Source organism: Micromonospora sp. 15K316 (assembly GCF_004348525.1).
GTDB lineage: Bacteria > Actinomycetota > Actinomycetes > Mycobacteriales > Micromonosporaceae > Micromonospora.
The window spans coordinates 1-15,832 of sequence record NZ_SMKG01000136.1; the positions used below are offsets into that span (position 1 = coordinate 1).

Here is a 15,832-nt window from a genome sequence, read left to right on the forward strand (position 1 = left end):
GGGTGAGGGTCAGGTCAGGCGGGCGGCCTGGACGGCTTCGGCGGTGACCTCGGTGAGGCGTTCGGCCGGAAGGGCGCCCAGTTCGGCGGGGGCGAACCAGCGGGCCTCGCTGGTGGAACCGCCGACGTCGGCCACCGTGGGCGGGGCGGGCCGGTCGACGACCACCCGGTAGAAGGCGCGTACACCGTGCCAGTCGATCGGGTAGCCCTCCGGGCCGAGCGAGGCGGCGTCCCGGTGACTCGCCACGCCGAGCAGCTCGACGAGCCGCCCGTCCTGCCCGGTCTCCTCCACCAGCTCGCGGATGAGCGCCGCGCCGGGCTGCTCCCCGTAGTCGGTGCCGCCGCCGGGCAGGTGCCAGCAGCCGGCGCCGGGGTAGCCGTCCGCGACCCGGGTGAGCAGCACACGCCCCTCCGGGTCGGTGCAGACCGCGTACGCGGCGAAGCGCTGCGCCCGGTGCAGCCCGTCCGGGCCGGGCACGGCGTAGAAGGAGGGGAACTCGGGCGGCTCCTCCGGAACCACGTCGCCCGCGACGGCGGGCAGGTCGAGGGCGCGCGCGGTGAACGAGCGCAGCGGCAGCTCGGCGGCCTCCTCGCGGGTGAACCAGCGGGCCAGGTCCGTCGGCCGGTCGACCCGGTCGGTGAGCGTCCCGCCCCGCACGGAGACCTGGTAGATGAGCCGGTCGGTGTGGATCGTGATGCCCCGCTCGGGCAGGGCCCGCATATCTGCCAGCACGTCCTGCAGCCCGGTCACGGTCACCGACAACCCCGTCTCGGCCGCCGTCTCCCGGACGACGGTGTGGTTGGGATCCTCGCCGTGGTCGACCGCCCCGCCGGGCAACGACCACCTGCCGGGAGTGCCGGAGCGTGGGGAGGCGCGGACCAGGAGGACCCGGCCAGCCGAATCGGCACAAACTGCGTATGCCGCGATCCTGCGGAGCGGCGTCAGCGCGGTGGTCACGGGAAAAAATTCTCCCTCGGGCGGGTTACCGGCATCGAAAAGAGTCAGATTGCTGACAGAGGGCTCGCGACTCAGGGGGCGGTCAGGGTAGGGATCCGGGCGCTCACCGAGGTCGCCCGGGCGGCGGGCGCGGAGGGTGGAGACATGACAGCCAACACCCCTCCCCAGGCCCCGTACAAGCAGCTCCGGCGCCCCACCACCGACCGGATGGTGGCGGGTGTCGCCAGTGGGGTCGGCCGCTACCTCGGCGTCGACCCCACCGCGATCCGGGTGCTCTTCGCCGTCACCGCGCTGCTCACCGGCGGGCTGGCGCTGCTCGCGTACCCGATCATGTGGTTCCTGATGCCCGAGGAGCCGCCCGGCGCCCCCGCGTGGCCGCACCACGCCGGCGCCGCGCCGCAGCCCCCGCCGCCGACCGCCGCACCGGCGACCCCGCCCGGGTACGCCCCGACGCCGCCCTACCCGCCGGCAGCGCCCGCCGGGCCGGTAGGCACCGCGCCGCAGGCCACGGTTCCGGTCCCGCCGAGCGGACCGGTGCCGCCGTCCGCCGGCTGAGCCGGGATCACTCCCACTCGATGGTGCCCGGCGGCTTGCTGGTCACGTCCAGCACCACGCGGTTGACCTCGGCCACCTCGTTGGTGATCCGGGTGGAGATCTTCGCGATCACGTCGTAGGGCAGCCGGGACCAGTCGGCGGTCATCGCGTCCTCGCTGGAGACCGGGCGCAGCACCACGGGATGCCCGTAGCTGCGCCCGTCACCCTGCACCCCGACGCTGCGTACGTCGGCCAGGAGCACCACCGGGAACTGCCACACGTCCCGGTCCAGACCGGCGGCGGTCAGCTCCTGCCGGGCGATCAGGTCCGCCTTGCGGAGCAGGGCGAGCCGCTCCTCGTCGACCGCGCCGATGATCCGGATGGCCAGACCCGGACCGGGGAACGGGTGACGCCAGACCATCGCCTCGGGCAGCCCCAGCTGCAGGCCGAGCGCGCGAACCTCGTCCTTGAAGAGCGCGCGCAGCGGCTCGACCAGCGCGAACTTCAGGTCCTCCGGCAGGCCGCCGACGTTGTGGTGACTCTTGATGTTGGCGGTGCCGGTGCCGCCGCCGGACTCGACGACGTCCGGGTAGAGGGTCCCCTGCACCAGGAACTCGACGTCGCCGTGTGCGGCGACCTCCCGGGCGGCGGCCTCGAAGACCCGGATGAACTCCCGGCCGATGATCTTGCGCTTCTGCTCGGGGTCGGTCACCCCGGCGAGCGCGCCCAGGAACCGGTCCCGCGCGTCGACCACCTTGAGCTTGATGCCCGTGGCCGCCACGTAGTCCTTCTCGACCTGCTCGGCCTCACCGGCCCGGAGCAGACCGTGGTCGACGAAGACGCAGGTCAGCTGGTCGCCGACGGCCTTGTGCACGAGCGCCGCCGCGACCGCCGAGTCGACGCCGCCGCTGAGCGCGCAGATGACCTCCTTCTCGCCCACCTGCTCGCGGATCCGGGCCACCTGCTCGTCGATGATGTTCTCCGGCGTCCAGGTGGGCTCGATGCCGGCGATCTCGTAGAGGAACCGGGTCAGCATCTCCTGGCCGTGCGCGGTGTGCCCGACCTCCGGGTGGAACTGCACCCCGGCGCGCCGCCCGGCGAGATCCTCGAAGGCGGCGACCGGGGCACCGGCGGACTCGGCGGTCACCGTGAAGCCGGCCGGCGCCTCGGTGACGCAGTCGCCGTGGCTCATCCAGACCGGCAGGTCGGCGGGGAGGCCCTTGAGCAGCACGCCGGCCTCCGGGCGGGCCGCCAGCGGGGTGCCGCCGTACTCGCGGTTGCCGGTGTGCGCCACCGTGCCGCCCAGCGCCTGGGCCATCGCCTGGAAGCCGTAGCAGATGCCGAAGACCGGCACCCCGGCGGTGAACATGCCGGCGTCGACCTGCGGAGCGCCCGGCGCGTAGACGCTGGACGGGCCGCCGGAGAGGATGATCGCGGCCGGGTTCTTCGCCAGCATCTCGGCGACCGGCATGGTGTGCGGGACGATCTCGGAATAGACCTTCGCCTCGCGTACCCGGCGCGCGATGAGCTGGGCGTACTGGGCTCCGAAGTCCACCACGAGGACGGGGCGAGGCGTGCTCATGTGGCCAAAGCCTACCCACTGCCACCCGCGCCCCGACGGCCGGCCATCAAACCTATATCAAACATACAAATATATCTGAATCCCTCGATTGGTTGCCTTGAACAACCGGTCAGCCAAGTGATTCTCGGATACCGAACGTATTCAATACATCACGCAAAGTCCTGTCGACCTTGCAAGAGCGGTGCCGACAATCACCCACCGGAGGATGAAGTGCTGAGGCGTACCCGAACGGCCCAAAGCGTGATCGCCCTGATCGCCACAACGACAATGCTGAGCTTGGCCGTGCCCTCCGCCAGCGCCGCCCCCGCCGACCGCGCAGAAGGGGCCTCGGCGCCGGCCACCCGGATCCAGCCGACGGGGACCACCGAGCAGCGCGCCGACGCCACGGACGAGGGACACCGAGCGGCCCGACCCGTACTCACGGCGCCACCCGCCCGGGTCAGCGCCTCGGCGGCAGATTGCTGGACGACCTTCAACCCGTCGTCGCCTCAAGGCGGGCCGATGGATCAGACCTACAGAAACTGCGGGACCTCTGCCCTCTGGGTCACCGCCGGTTACAGCAAGGGCAACAGCCGTTACGCGTACATCGGCTACTGCGCCTACGTGCAGCCGGGCCAACAGGTCACCTGGAACTTCGCCTCGACCGCACCGAACTCAAGCTACTCGACCATGATCTGTGAGCAGCAGGTTCTCGAGGACGGCCCGGGGGACTCGGACTGCTGGACCACCCCGGTACCAGGATCCCCGCAGGGCGGGGAGATGTACCTGTTCTACAAGAACTGCAGTGGCCATTCGTCCAACGTGATCCCCGGCTACTACAAGGGCAACACGTACCACGCTTACGTCAACAACGGCTGGGCCGTCCCCGACCAGAGCGCGATCTGGTGGCACTTCCCCTCAACCGTCCAGAACGCTCAATACGAGACGATGTTCGCCCTCTGACAGTTCAGTCGGGCAGACCCGCTCGCTCCGAACGCACCCTCAGGACGAGCGGGCGCCCGGCTCGACGACGCTCAGCGGAGGGCGGCGCGGGCATGCGCGGGGACGGCCGGGCACACCGGCGGCACCGGCTCGATCCGCCGGTACGGCTCGCCGAGCGGCGGCCGGGGGTCCTCCTCGCCCTTGTTGGGCCAGAGGGACATGGCCCGCTCGGCCTGCGCGGTGATGGTCAGCGACGGGTTCACCCCGAGATTCGCCGAGACGGCCGCCCCGTCCACCACGTGCAGCCCCGGATGACCGAAGACCCGGTGGTACGGGTCGATCACCCCGTCGGCCGGGGTGGCGCCGATCACCGCCCCGCCGAGGATGTGCGCCGTCATCGGGATGTCGAACGGCTCGGTCAGCGCGCCGCCCGGCGTACCGCCGATCTCCTCGGCGAGCAGCCGGGCCGCCGCGTGCCCGGCGGGGATCCAGGTCGGGTTCGGGGTGCCGTGCCCCGGCCCGCCGACCAGCCGACCCCGCCGGAACCGGAGGGTGAGCGAGTTGTCGGCCGCCTGCATGACCAGGGCGATCACGGTCCGCTCGGACCATCGTCGTACGGAGATCAACCGGGCGGCGGTGCCGGGCTGCCGCAGCAGCGTGCCGAACCAGCGCCGGACGCGGTGCGGCCCGCCCTCGACCAGCAGCGACTGGAGCAGTCCCATCGCGTTGGAGCCCCGCCCGTAGCGGACCGGCTCGATGTGGGTCTGCGGGTCGGGGTGGAACGAGCTGGTGATGGCGACGCCTTCGGTGAGATCGAGCCCCGCGGCCCGGGCCCGCCGGCCGGGCACCGACGCCCCCAGGATCGCCTCGGAGTTGGTCCGGGTCAGCTCGCCGAGCCGCGGCGAGAGCGCGGGCAGCGCGCCGCCGGCCTTCATCTCGTGCAGCAGGCGCTGGGTGCCGAGCGCCCCGGCCGCGAAGACGACCTGGTCGGCGCGGATCACCTGCCGCCGCCGGCGCAGCCAGGCACCGGTCCGGACGGTGTGCACCTCGTACCCGCCCTCCGGGTGGGGGCGTACGGCGGTCACCGTGGTCAGCGGGTGCACCCGTGCGCCGCGCTGTTCGGCCAGCCACAGGTAGTTCTTGACCAGTGTGTTCTTCGCTCCGACCCGGCAACCGGTCATGCAGGCGCCGCAGTGGGTGCAGCCGGTGCGCGCCGGGCCGGCGCCGCCGAAGTACGGGTCGGCGACCTGCTCGCCGGGACGGCCGAGGTGCACGCCGACCGGGGTGGCGTGGAAGGTGTGCCCGACGCCCATCCGCTCGGCCACCGCCCGCATCGCCCGGTCCGCGCCGGTCTCCACCGGGTACGTGCGGACGCCCAACATCCGCTTCGCCTGGTCGTAGTGGCGGGTCAGCTCGTCACGCCAGTCGGTGATGTCCCGCCACTGCGGGTCGGCGTAGAACGCGGGCAGCGGCTCGTAGAGGGTGTTCGCGTAGACCAGGGAACCGCCGCCCACACCGGCGCCGGAGAGCACCAGCACCCCACCGCCGGCCCGCCGGTCGGCGGCGCGCAGCAGCGTGATCCGCTGAATTCCGTAGCAGCCGAGCCGCGGCGCCCAGAGGAAGCGCCGTACCCGCCACGACGTGCGGGGGAACTGATCGTCGGCGAAGCGACGCCCGGCCTCCAGGACGCCGACGGAGTAGCCCTTCTCGGTCAGCCGCAGCGCGGTGACGCTGCCGCCGAAGCCGGACCCGATGACGACCACGTCGTACCGCATCCCCGCATCATTACCCGCCGGTAGCCATCGCGCCAGGGCCGCGATTCGCGCGATCATGCTCTCCACCCGCCACACCGGCGCACCGGCCGCAACCCGCGACCCCCATCGGAGCGTTGTTCCAGTACGGGTGGAAGGAGGCCCAGATGAGCCTCGGTTCCGGCGCGCGCCGTCGCGGTCGCCTGCTGATCGGGCTGCTGCTCGCCGCGGTCGTCCTGGTGACGGCGGGCGGTGTGGCGGTCAGCCGCCTCCTGGGCGGGTCGGGCCCGGAACGTGGCGCCGCGCCGGCGAGCCCGCCGGCCACCACCACGCCCGCCGCCACCCCCAGCTCGCCGCCGCCCGCACCGGGCGCCGACATCACCGGCCCGCTCAACCTCCTGCTGGTCGGCGTGGACACCCGGGTCAGCGTCCCCGGCTGGGAGCCGCACGCCGACTCGGTGCTGGTCCTGCACGTGCCGCGCGGGCTGGACCGGGCGTACCTCTTCTCGCTCCCCCGCGACCTGGTCGTCGACATCCCCGCCTTCCCGAAGGCCGGTTACCGCGGCGGCCGGACCAAGCTGACCCACGCGATGAGCTACGGCAGCCGGGTTCCCGGCCGCGCGAAGCAGCCGAGCGCCGCCCAGGGGTACGAGCTGCTGCGCAGCACGGTGAGCGGTTACACCGGACTGCGTATCGATGCCGGCGCGGTGGTCACGTTCGCCGGTTTCGACCGGCTGGTGGACAACCTCGGCGGGGTGGACGTCCACATCGATCAGCGGGTCGTCTCCCGGCACCGGCAGCCCGACGGCCGGCACCGGGAGAGCGGGCCCGGCGGCTACATCGGCCCGCAGATGGTCTACGAGAAGGGCGACCGCCACCTGACCGGGTGGCAGGCGCTCGACTACGCCCGGCAGCGTTACATCCCCGGCGGTGACTACAGCCGGCAGCGCCACCAGCAGCAGCTGATCCGGGCCCTCGTCGGCAAGATCCTCGACCAGGGGCTCGCCCGGGACCCGGACCGGGTCCAGCAGGTGGCCGACGCGCTCGGCGACACGCTGATCTACGTCGGCGGGCGCAAGCTGATCGACGTCGCGTACGCCCTGGGCGGCCTGCCGGCCGAGCGGTTCGTGCTGGTCGGCCTGCCCGGTCGGTCGATCGGTTCGGGCAGCGGCTACCGGGGCGAACAGCTCACCTCGGTCGGCCGCCGCTTCCTCACCGAGCTACGCGCCGGCCGCGCCGACGCCTACCTGGCCAAGAACCCAGCCCTGCGCATCAAGACCTGACCCCGTCAGAGGGGTTTGGGCTCGGCGGGGCGTTCGGTGCCGTAGAGCCAGGCGTCGAAGAGCTTGCGGAGCTTCTTGCCGGAGACGCGCTCGGCGAGCGCCACGAACTCGTCGGTGCCGCCGTTGCCGTCGCGCTGCTCCGCCGACCAGGTCTTCAGGAGCTCGAAGAACGCGTCGTCGCCGACGGCCACCCGCAGCGCGTGCACGGTCATTCCGCCCCGCTGGTACACCGAGTTGCTGAACAGGTTCTCCACCCCCGGCTTCCCCGGAGGGGTACGCCACACCTGGTCCGACGAGCCGTGGAAGCGGGAGGCGAAGGACTCCGCGGCCTTCCGGCCGCCGCGGTGCTCCGTCCAGAGCCACTCGGCGTACGTGGCGAGCCCCTCGTTGAGCCAGATGTCCTGCCAACGGGTCAGCGACACGCTGTCGCCGTACCACTGGTGGGCCAGCTCGTGCGCGACGACCTCGGTGTTGACCCCCTGCCGGAAGAAATCGACGGAGTAGACCGGCCGGGACTGCGTCTCCAGCGCGTACCGGATCCGGGGGTCGGAGATCACCACCCCGCCGTAGGCCTCGAAGGGGTACGGTCCGAAGACCGTCTCCAGGTAGTCGGCCACCTTCACGGTCTCGGCGATCGAGTCGTCCGCGGCACCCTTCGGCACGTCGGTCTGGACCGCGCTGTAGATCGGCCGTCCCTTGTGCTTCCCGGTGGTCACCCGCAGCTCGCCGATCACCACGAAGCTCAGGTAGCTGGCCATCGGGGCCCGCTCGGCCCACTTCCAGGTGGTCCAGCCGGCACGGCTGGCCTTCCCGCCCGGCACTCCGTTGCTGACCGCCGTCAGCCCGTCCGGCACGGTGATCTCGAAGTCGTAGCTGGCCTTGTCGGACGGGTGGTCGTTGACCGGGAACCAGCTGCTCGCCGACTCCGGCTGGCCGAGCGCGATCGCGCCGTCCTCGGTGTGGATGAAGCCACCGCCGCCGAGCAGCTCGTTCTCCAGCGGCTCCGGCTCGCCGTCGTACCGGATCTCCGCCACGAAGCCGTTGCCCGCGATCAGCCCCTTGGCCGGCGTCACCGACAGCTCGTCGCCCTTGCGGGTGTGCTTCGCCGGCTCACCGTCCACGGTCACCGAGCGCACGGTCAGCCCGGCCAGGTCGAGGTTGAACGCGGAGAGGTCGCTGGTCGCCGAGGCGTGCACGGTGGTGGTGCCGGTGAGCGTGTCCTTCGCCGGGTCGTACCGGACCTTGACCGTGTACCGGCTGACGTCGTAGCCGCCGTTGCCGTAGCCGGGGAAGTAGGGGTCGCCCGCGCCCGCGGCGCCCGGCTTGAACTGCCGTTGCGCCGGTTGTGACGGCGTGACCGCCGGCCCGGCCGCTTCCGGCTTCGACCCACACCCGGCCAGCAACGCCCCGACCAGCAGCAGACCGACATGCACCCGCAGAGACCGCCGTGGCTGCCTCATCGCCTCGTCCTCCCGAATGCCGGCGGGCATCCCGCCCATCCGCCGGCGAGCCGCCGCCGCAGAACCCGTACCGTCCGCGCTCTCGCCCGGTCCGTCCGCGGCAGCCTACCGAGGATCGATCCCGTCGTCGCCAGGCGGCCGGGCGCGGGCCGGAGGTCGGGCGTCGGGTGGCCGGAGGTCCGACGCCGGTAGCCGGTAGGCGGCCGGTGGCTACGGCAGGGCGGGCGCGTTGCCGCCGACCAGCCAGGCGTCCATCAGCGAGCGCAGCTGCCGACCGGAGACCCGCTCGGCGAGGGTGACCAGATCGGCGGTCGTACCGTTGCCGTCCCGTCGCTCGGCGGTCCACTGTCGCAGGACGCGGAAGAACACGTCGTCACCGACCGTGCGGCGCAGCGCGTGCACGGCCAGCGCGCCGCGCTTGTAGACGGCGGCGCCGAACATTCCCTCCCGGCCCGGGTCCACCGAGGGCCGCGACCAGTCGGTGGTGGCGTACTGGGCCTCGAACGACCGTTGCACGCTCCGCCCGCCGTCGTGCTCCGCCCAGAGCCACTCGGCGTACGTGGCGAAACCCTCGTTGAGCCAGATGTCGCTCCACCGGCTCAACGAGACACTGTTGCCGAACCACTGGTGGGCCAGCTCGTGCGCCACCACCACCGGGTCCGGGTGGCCGCCCGCGAAGAAGCCCGGTCCGTACACCGGCCGGGACTGGGTCTCCAGCGCGTACCCGATCCGCTCGTCGGCGATCGCCACCCCGCCGTACGCCGCGAAGGGGTACGGACCGAAGCGACCGGCCAGGAAGTCGGCGATCTCGGCCGTGCGGGCCAGCGAGGCGGCGGCCGGGCCGTTCGGCGGCTCGCCCGACGGGACGGCGGTGACGATCGGCCGCCCGTCGTGCGTGCCGGTGGTCACCCGGTAGTCGCCGATCACCAGCATGCTCAGGTAGCTCGCCATCGGCGACCGTTCGTTCCACCGCCACGTGGTCCAGCCGCCGTCGCTGTGCCTCGGGCCGGGCACCCCGTTGCTCAGCGCGGCGAGCCCCTCCGGGACGGTCACCGCGATGTCGTAGGTGGCCTTGTCGGACGGATGGTCGTTGACCGGGAACCAGGTCGCCGCCGAGTCGGGCTGGCCGAGCGCGACCGCGCCGTCGCCGGTGTGCAGGAAACCCCCGGAGCCGAGCGCGCTGTCGGTGACCGTGGTGGGCACCCCGGCGTACGCGACCTCGACCGTGAACCGGGCGTCGCGCGGAACCCGCCGGGCGGGCTCCACCACCAGCTCGTCCCCGTCCCGCCGGTGCTTCGCGGTGGCGCCGTCGACAGTCACCTGGTCGACGGCGAGGCCGGTGAGGTCCAGGTTGAACCGGGACAGCCCCTGGGTGGCGGTCGCGGTCAGCACCGCCCGCCCGGTGAGCCGGTCGGTCGCCGGGTCGTACCGCACGTCGAGGGCGTAGTGCGCCACGTCGTACCCGCCGTTGCCGTGCCCGGGCACGTACGGGTCGCCGAGATCCGCGCTGCCCGGCCGGAACTCGCCGTCCTCATCGGACCGGGTGCAGCCGCCGGCCGCGAGCACCACCGCCAGCGCGGCGGCGAGCACGATCCGGGGACAGTTACGTCGCACCGGCCGAGCCTAACGGCGCGGCCGGTGCGACACGACGCATTCGCGCAGGTCAGCGGTCGAGGACCAGGCCGACCTTCTGGAACTCCTTCAGGTCGCGGTAGCCGCACTTGGCCATCGCCCGGCGCAGCCCGCCGAAGAGGTTGAGCTGACCGTCCGGCTCGTCGGCCGGACCGAAGAGGACCTGCTCCAGCGAGCCGATCGGGGCGCTGGCCGCCTCGAACGCCCCGCGCGGCAGCGACGGGTGGCTGGCGGCCGAGTGCCACCAGGCGCCACCGGCGGGCGCCTCCTCGCTGCGGGAGAGCGGCTCGCCGAGCATCACCGCGTCGGCGCCGCAGCCGAGCGCCTTGGCGATGTCGCCGGAGGTCTGGATGTCCCCGTCGGCGATCAGGTGCACGTAACGGCCGCCGGTCTCGTCCAGGTAGTCGCGGCGGGCCGCCGCCGCGTCGGCGATCGCGGTGGCCATCGGCACCCGGATGCCGAGCACCGACTCGGTGGTCGACCAGTCGTCCCCGCCGATGCCGACGATGACGCCGGCCGCCCCGGTACGCATCAGGTGCAGCGCCGTCTTGTAGTCGGTGCAGCCACCGACGATCACCGGCAGGTCGAGGTCCGCGATGAACTCCTTGAGGTTCAGCGGCTCGTCGGTGGTGGAGACGTGCTCGGCCGAGACGATCGTGCCCTGGATGACCAGGATGTCCACACCGGCGTCCAGGATCACCGGGGCGAGCGCCAGGGTGTGCTGCGGGGACACCCGCACCGCCACCGTGCCGCCCCCGGCGCGCAGCTCCCGTACGCGCTCCGCGATCAGGTCGGGACGGATCGGCTCGGCGTACACCTCCTGGAGGCGCTTGGTCGCCCGCGCGTCCTCGTCGAGCCCGGCCAGCTCCTCGAGCACCTTCGTCGGGTTCTCGTAGCGGGTCCAGAGCCCCTCGACGTTGAGCACGCCGAGACCGCCGAGTTCGCCGAGACGGACGGCGGAGGTCGGGCTCATCGTGGCGTCGGAGGGGTGCCCGACGCACGGGATGCCGAACTGGTAGGCGTCGAGCTGCCAGGCGGTGGAGACGTCGTCGACGTCCCTGGTCCGGCGGCTCGGGACGATGGCGATCTCGTCCAGGTGGTAGCCGCGTTGCGCGGTCTTGCCCAACCCGATCTCGACCACGTCACGCATGGCTCACTCCAGTTGTTGTCGGGGGTGGTGGGGGTCAGCGGGTGTGGTAGTTGGGCGCCTCGGTGGTCATCTGGATGTCGTGCGGGTGGCTCTCCTTGAGCCCGGCCGCGGTGATCCGGATCAGCTGACCGCGCGCGTGGAGCTGGGGGATGGTCTCCGCGCCGGCGTAACCCATCGCCAGCCGCAGCCCGCCGACGAGCTGGTGGGCGACCCGGGAGAGCGGCCCGCGGTACGGCACCTGGCCCTCGACGCCCTCCGGGACCAGCTTCTCGTCGCTTGTCACATCCTGCTGGAAGTAGCGGTCCTTGGAGTACGACTTGGCCTGCCCGCGGGACTGCATCGCGCCGAGCGAGCCCATCCCCCGGTACGCCTTGAATTGCTTGCCGTTGACGAAGATCAGCTCACCGGGGCTCTCCTCGCAACCGGCCAGCAGGCTGCCGAGCATCACCGTGTCGGCGCCGGCGACAAGCGCCTTCGCGATGTCGCCGGAGTACTGGATGCCGCCGTCGCCGATCACCGGCACGCCCGCCGGACGGGCGGCCCGGGCGGCCTCCATGATCGCGGTGATCTGCGGGACGCCCACACCCGCGACGATCCGGGTGGTGCAGATCGCACCGGGGCCGACGCCGACCTTGACGCCGTCCGCGCCGGCCTCGACCAGGGCCCGGGCGCCGGCGTACGTGGCGACGTTGCCGCCCACGATGTCGATCGTGACGTCCTTCTTGAGCCGGCGGACCATGTCCAGCACGGCGCGCTGGTGGCCGTGCGCGGTGTCCACGATCAGCACGTCCACGCCCGCGTCGACGAGGGCCCGGGCCCGCTTGTACGAGTCCTCGCCGACCCCGATGGCGGCGGCCACGCGCAGCCGGCCCGCCTCGTCCTTGGTGGCGTCCGGGTACTGCTCGCTCTTGGTGAAGTCCTTGACGGTGATGAGCCCGCGCAGCCGGCCCGTGCCGTCCACGATCGGCAGCTTCTCCACCTTGTGCTGGCGCAGCAGCGCCAGCGCCTCGTCCTTGCTCACGCCGACCGGCGCGGTGATCAGCGGGGCCGGGGTCATGATCTCGCGGACGGGCGTGCCGGGGTCGGAGACGAACCGCATGTCCCGGTTGGTCACGATGCCGACGAGCTGACCCTCGCCGTCGACGACCGGAACACCGGAGATCCGGTAGCGGCCGCAGAGCGCGTCGACGTCGCGCAGGGTGTCGTCGGGGCTGGCCGTGACGGGGTTGGTGATCATCCCGGACTCGGAGCGCTTGACCAGGTCCACCTGGAGCGCCTGGTCCTCCACGGAGAGGTTGCGGTGCAGCACGCCGATGCCGCCCTGCCGGGCCATGGCGATCGCCATGCGCGCCTCGGTCACCGTGTCCATCGCGCTGGAGAGCAGCGGCACGAAGAGCGTGACGTTGCGGGTCAGCCGGGTGACGGTGTTCACCCGGCTCGGTACCACGTCCGACTCGCCGGGCTGGAGCAGCACGTCGTCGAAGGTGAGGCCGAGGGGTACCACCCGGGCGGAGCCGGCGGGCAGCTCCGGCAGGTGGCCGCCCAGCTCGCCGTGGTCGGCTCCGGCCGGAAGATCGGTGCTGGGCGAAATTTCCACGATTGCTCCCCTGAGCTGGTCGATCGGGCTTCAGCGAGGTGGCGCGGCGGGCACCGGAGGAGCGCCGCACGCGGCGCGCAGCTCCATCGTACCCATGCGGCTGAGCTGGCCCTCGTCGCGCCGGGCGCAGCCGGCGCACGTGCGGGGGCGGGCGTCACTGCGGCGTTGGGTCTACGGTGAGGGGGTGCACGACGAGCCCATCGACCCGTTCAACGGCGACCCGGCCGATCCCGCGGCCGGCCTGCACGATCCGGGCGACGACGCACCGCTGGACGCGCTGACCGACGTCGAGCGGCAGGACGTGCTGGAAGACCTCGCCGACCTGGAGATCTATCAGGCCCTGCTGGCGCCGGTCGGGGTCCGCGGTCTGGTGATCGAGTGCGAGGACTGCCGCGAGCCGCACTACTTCGACTGGGACCTGCTTCGGGGCAACCTGCGCCACCTACTCAGCTCGGGCCGCCCCCGGGTGCACGAGCCGGCCTACGACCCCGACCCGGACCACTACGTGACCTGGGAGTACGCCCGGGGCTACGCCGACGGCGTGCACGACACGCTGACCGGCGGCAACGACGAGGAGCCGGGGCGCGAGGAGAACGGACGCGAGGAGCCCGACCGCCGCTGAGGGGAGACCGGGCGTCAGGAGCCCGAGTGCCAGTGATCGACTCGGTTTCCTTAATGTCGGGGTGTCCCGGCCGCGTGATGGCCCGACTTCAAGGAACCCGAGTCGCCCGATCCGGACAGCACGCCCGTGGCCGGCCGCCATGCGCCGGCGCGGGTTTTCGGGGACGTGATCGGGGCGAACGAGTGCCCGTCGCGTGCGGGCGTGAACCGGTTGCGCACCTCCGCGGCAGCCCATCCCCCTCGGGCGCGCTCCAGAGCTGAATCATCTGCGACATCGCCGGCCACCGCCGTCACCATCGATACCAACGACCACCGCTGCCACCAGCGGTTTCAGCAGCGACTGCCGCCACCGGCGATCCCTGCGTGGACTCACTCACCGTTCCCACCGGCGACCCCAGCGGCCACCGTCGCGCACCGGCAGGTCACTTGCCGCCACCGGCGATCCCCTGGACGGACTCACCCACCGTTGCCACCGACGACCCCAGCGGCGACCGCCGCCCACCGGCAGGTCACTTGCCGCCACCGGTGATCCCCTGGACGGACTCACCCACCGTTGCCACCGGCGACGCCAGCGGCCCGCTATCACCGGCGATATCAGCGGCCGGTGCGCGCCGACGGTTCCGTTGGACAAGCTCACCGATCTTCCCAGCGGCGATCGCGGGCGGCGCGGGGGCAGGCGGCCTTTCGGGAAGCCGGGCCACCGTTTGGCGGATCAGCTACCGCGTCCGCCGGCGACTCCTCTGCGACATCAGCTCCAGAGCGTCGCCGCGGTGGATCTGGGCCTCAGGGTCACCAGCCAGGCGCGGCGCACCGCCAACTCCGGCCCGGTTCAGACCACCGGTCCAGCTCGGCGCACACCGCCAGCCCGGCGGGGCTCAGGCCACCAGTCCGGCGCGGAAGCCGGCGGCCACCGCGTGGGCCCGGTCCCGGGCGCCCAACTTGCGGAAGAGCCGACGCGCGTGGGTCTTGACGGTGTCCTCCGAGACGAAGAGCTCCCGCCCGATCTCGGCGTTGCTCTTGCCCTCCGCCATGCCGAGCAACACCTGAAGCTCACGCTCGGTCAGCCCGACGGACGCGCGCGCGGCACGGGCGTTCGGCGCCGGTCGCTGCCCTTCCGGCGGCGTGCCCTCGGGCTCACCGCCGCCTTCCGGGCCGTCGTCGCCGCGTTGCACCGGCACCACGGAGGGCGCGCCGTTCGGCCCCTCCACGGGCCCGGCCGACCAGCCGGGACCCGGGTCGCCGCCGGGTCGACCGGCGGGCGCGGAACGGCTCGTCCCGCCGACCGCCGCGGTGTCCCGCGCCGGGTCGGTGACCCGGTGGCGGGCGGCCCGGCCGGGCGCGGAGAGCAGCAGCAGGGCCTTGGCGACCGCGCTGGTGAGGTCGTGGTCGGCGCCCTGGATCAGTCCCCGGGCCCCGGCGCTGATGGTCGCGGCGGCGGCCTCCGACTCCTCGGTGCCGAAGAGCAGCACGGCTGCCTGCGGTGCGCGGGCCAGCACCCGGCGGACGAAGCCGGCGCTGTCGGGGCGGGTGAGCGCCGTGTCGGCGAGTACCACGTCCGGCTGCCGTTCGGCGAGCCGCAGCATCACCTCGGGATCGGAGACGGCGGTACGAACGACCGCGGACAGTCCGAGGCGGGCTGCCGCGGAGGTCAGGTGTTGCGCCGCAAGTGGTGTCCGGACGCAGACAAGAACCGTACGCACTGTGGGGTCTCCTCTCCGCCAACGAGCAGACCATGAGCGGGTCGGTCCGGGAGGGGGTTCCCGGCAATCCTTCGAACTTTTCCGACAGATGGGGCATATGCGGCAAACTGCCGAAGGTTTTGGATCACACACGTGTGAGTTCTGAGGCGTCCGGGTACGGGAGTTCCAGGCCGGGATCGGTGCGCCTGTGCGGACCGCCGCCCGGAGGCCGGCCATGAGAATTCTCGCGGTACCGCGCGGGAGGAGGGGTGCTGATGTCGAACGTACGTAGACTGCCCGGACCCATCGTCGATCTCTGGGACTGGCAGCGGCTCGGCGCCTGCCGGGGACGCGACAGTGCCCAGTTCTTCCACCCGGACGGCGAGCGGGGCTCGTCCCGGCTACGCCGGGAATCCGGGGCGAAGGCGGTCTGCCGCGCCTGCCCGGTACGCGCCGAGTGCGCCGCGCACGCCCTCGCGGTACGCGAGCCGTACGGCGTCTGGGGTGGTTTCAGCGAATCCGAGCGGCTGCGGCTGCTCGCCACGGGCTGGGAGGACCTGGCCGACCGCCGGCGCACCCGGGTGGATGTCGCCCGGCTGGAAGCCCGCCTGGGCCGCCCGCACAAGTCGGCGGAGAGCATCACCCCCGCCCCCACGGCCACCGCC

Annotated in this window: 13 protein-coding genes; 5 read left to right on the top strand and 8 right to left on the bottom strand. The window is 72.6% G+C overall.

The window, feature by feature from the left end; genetic code table 11:
• Window positions 1-9: 9 nt before the first annotated feature.
• Window positions 10-957 (bottom strand): NUDIX domain-containing protein, encoded by a 948-nt coding sequence (locus E1211_RS22070; RefSeq protein WP_132350916.1) that lies wholly within the window; start codon window positions 955-957, stop codon window positions 10-12.
• A 144-nt stretch (window positions 958-1,101) separates the two neighbouring features.
• Between E1211_RS22070 and E1211_RS22075 the strand changes: the two genes are divergently transcribed.
• Window positions 1,102-1,512, top strand: a complete 411-nt coding sequence (locus E1211_RS22075; protein WP_132350917.1) for a PspC domain-containing protein — start codon at window positions 1,102-1,104, stop codon at window positions 1,510-1,512.
• Window positions 1,513-1,519: 7 nt separating this feature from the next.
• On the opposite strand, the gene guaA is transcribed toward E1211_RS22075, so the two are convergent.
• Window positions 1,520-3,073: a glutamine-hydrolyzing GMP synthase gene (gene guaA / locus E1211_RS22080; protein WP_132350918.1), complete on the bottom strand. Its 1,554-nt coding sequence runs from the start codon at window positions 3,071-3,073 to the stop codon at window positions 1,520-1,522.
• 501 nt (window positions 3,074-3,574) lie between these two features.
• On the opposite strand from guaA, the gene E1211_RS22085 reads away from it, so the two are divergent.
• On the top strand, window positions 3,575-4,015 hold the full coding sequence (locus E1211_RS22085) for a hypothetical protein (RefSeq protein ID WP_132350919.1): 441 nt from the start codon (window positions 3,575-3,577) through the stop codon (window positions 4,013-4,015).
• A gap of 71 nt (window positions 4,016-4,086) precedes the next feature.
• Here E1211_RS22085 and E1211_RS22090 read toward each other — a convergent pair whose 3' ends face one another.
• On the bottom strand, window positions 4,087-5,769 hold the full coding sequence (locus E1211_RS22090) for an FAD-dependent oxidoreductase (RefSeq protein WP_132350920.1): 1,683 nt from the start codon (window positions 5,767-5,769) through the stop codon (window positions 4,087-4,089).
• A gap of 143 nt (window positions 5,770-5,912) precedes the next feature.
• Between E1211_RS22090 and E1211_RS22095 the strand changes: the two genes are divergently transcribed.
• Window positions 5,913-7,028: an LCP family protein gene (locus tag E1211_RS22095; RefSeq protein ID WP_132350921.1), complete on the top strand. Its 1,116-nt coding sequence runs from the start codon at window positions 5,913-5,915 to the stop codon at window positions 7,026-7,028.
• A 5-nt stretch (window positions 7,029-7,033) separates the two neighbouring features.
• Here the strand turns inward: E1211_RS22095 and E1211_RS22100 are convergent, their stop codons facing one another.
• From E1211_RS22100 to guaB, 4 genes are all read right to left on the bottom strand, one after another.
• Complete coding sequence (locus tag E1211_RS22100; RefSeq protein ID WP_132350922.1) at window positions 7,034-8,488, bottom strand: M1 family metallopeptidase; 1,455 nt, start codon at window positions 8,486-8,488, stop codon at window positions 7,034-7,036.
• Window positions 8,489-8,698: 210 nt separating this feature from the next.
• Entirely contained in the window at window positions 8,699-10,102 is a 1,404-nt protein-coding gene (locus E1211_RS22105) for a M1 family metallopeptidase (RefSeq protein ID WP_243709640.1), read from the bottom strand.
• A 49-nt stretch (window positions 10,103-10,151) separates the two neighbouring features.
• Window positions 10,152-11,270 (bottom strand): GuaB3 family IMP dehydrogenase-related protein, encoded by a 1,119-nt coding sequence (locus tag E1211_RS22110; protein ID WP_132350923.1) that lies wholly within the window; start codon window positions 11,268-11,270, stop codon window positions 10,152-10,154.
• Window positions 11,271-11,304: 34 nt separating this feature from the next.
• On the bottom strand, window positions 11,305-12,867 hold the full coding sequence (gene guaB / locus E1211_RS22115) for an IMP dehydrogenase (protein ID WP_132350924.1): 1,563 nt from the start codon (window positions 12,865-12,867) through the stop codon (window positions 11,305-11,307).
• A 184-nt stretch (window positions 12,868-13,051) separates the two neighbouring features.
• On the opposite strand from guaB, the gene E1211_RS22120 reads away from it, so the two are divergent.
• Complete coding sequence (locus E1211_RS22120; RefSeq protein WP_132350928.1) at window positions 13,052-13,489, top strand: DUF5319 domain-containing protein; 438 nt, start codon at window positions 13,052-13,054, stop codon at window positions 13,487-13,489.
• Window positions 13,490-14,363: 874 nt separating this feature from the next.
• Here E1211_RS22120 and E1211_RS22125 read toward each other — a convergent pair.
• A complete protein-coding gene (locus tag E1211_RS22125; RefSeq protein ID WP_132350925.1) occupies window positions 14,364-15,188 on the bottom strand; it encodes a response regulator transcription factor in 825 nt (274 codons plus the stop codon).
• Window positions 15,189-15,442: 254 nt separating this feature from the next.
• Between E1211_RS22125 and E1211_RS22130 the strand changes: the two genes are divergently transcribed.
• Window positions 15,443-15,832: WhiB family transcriptional regulator (locus E1211_RS22130; protein WP_132350926.1), on the top strand; the 390-nt coding region annotated here is incomplete at its 3' end.

Excerpts from the sequence above, each read along its gene's own strand:
- E1211_RS22075 (WP_132350917.1), top strand. The coding sequence starts at position 1,102 with ATGACAGCCAACACCCCTCCCCAGGCCCCGTACAAGCAGCTCCGGCGC.
- guaA (WP_132350918.1), bottom strand. The coding sequence starts at position 3,073 with ATGAGCACGCCTCGCCCCGTCCTCGTGGTGGACTTCGGAGCCCAGTAC.
- E1211_RS22085 (WP_132350919.1), top strand. The coding sequence starts at position 3,575 with ATGGATCAGACCTACAGAAACTGCGGGACCTCTGCCCTCTGGGTCACC.
- E1211_RS22090 (WP_132350920.1), bottom strand. The coding sequence starts at position 5,769 with ATGCGGTACGACGTGGTCGTCATCGGGTCCGGCTTCGGCGGCAGCGTC.
- E1211_RS22095 (WP_132350921.1), top strand. The coding sequence starts at position 5,913 with ATGAGCCTCGGTTCCGGCGCGCGCCGTCGCGGTCGCCTGCTGATCGGG.
- E1211_RS22100 (WP_132350922.1), bottom strand. The coding sequence starts at position 8,488 with ATGAGGCAGCCACGGCGGTCTCTGCGGGTGCATGTCGGTCTGCTGCTG.
- E1211_RS22110 (WP_132350923.1), bottom strand. The coding sequence starts at position 11,270 with ATGCGTGACGTGGTCGAGATCGGGTTGGGCAAGACCGCGCAACGCGGC.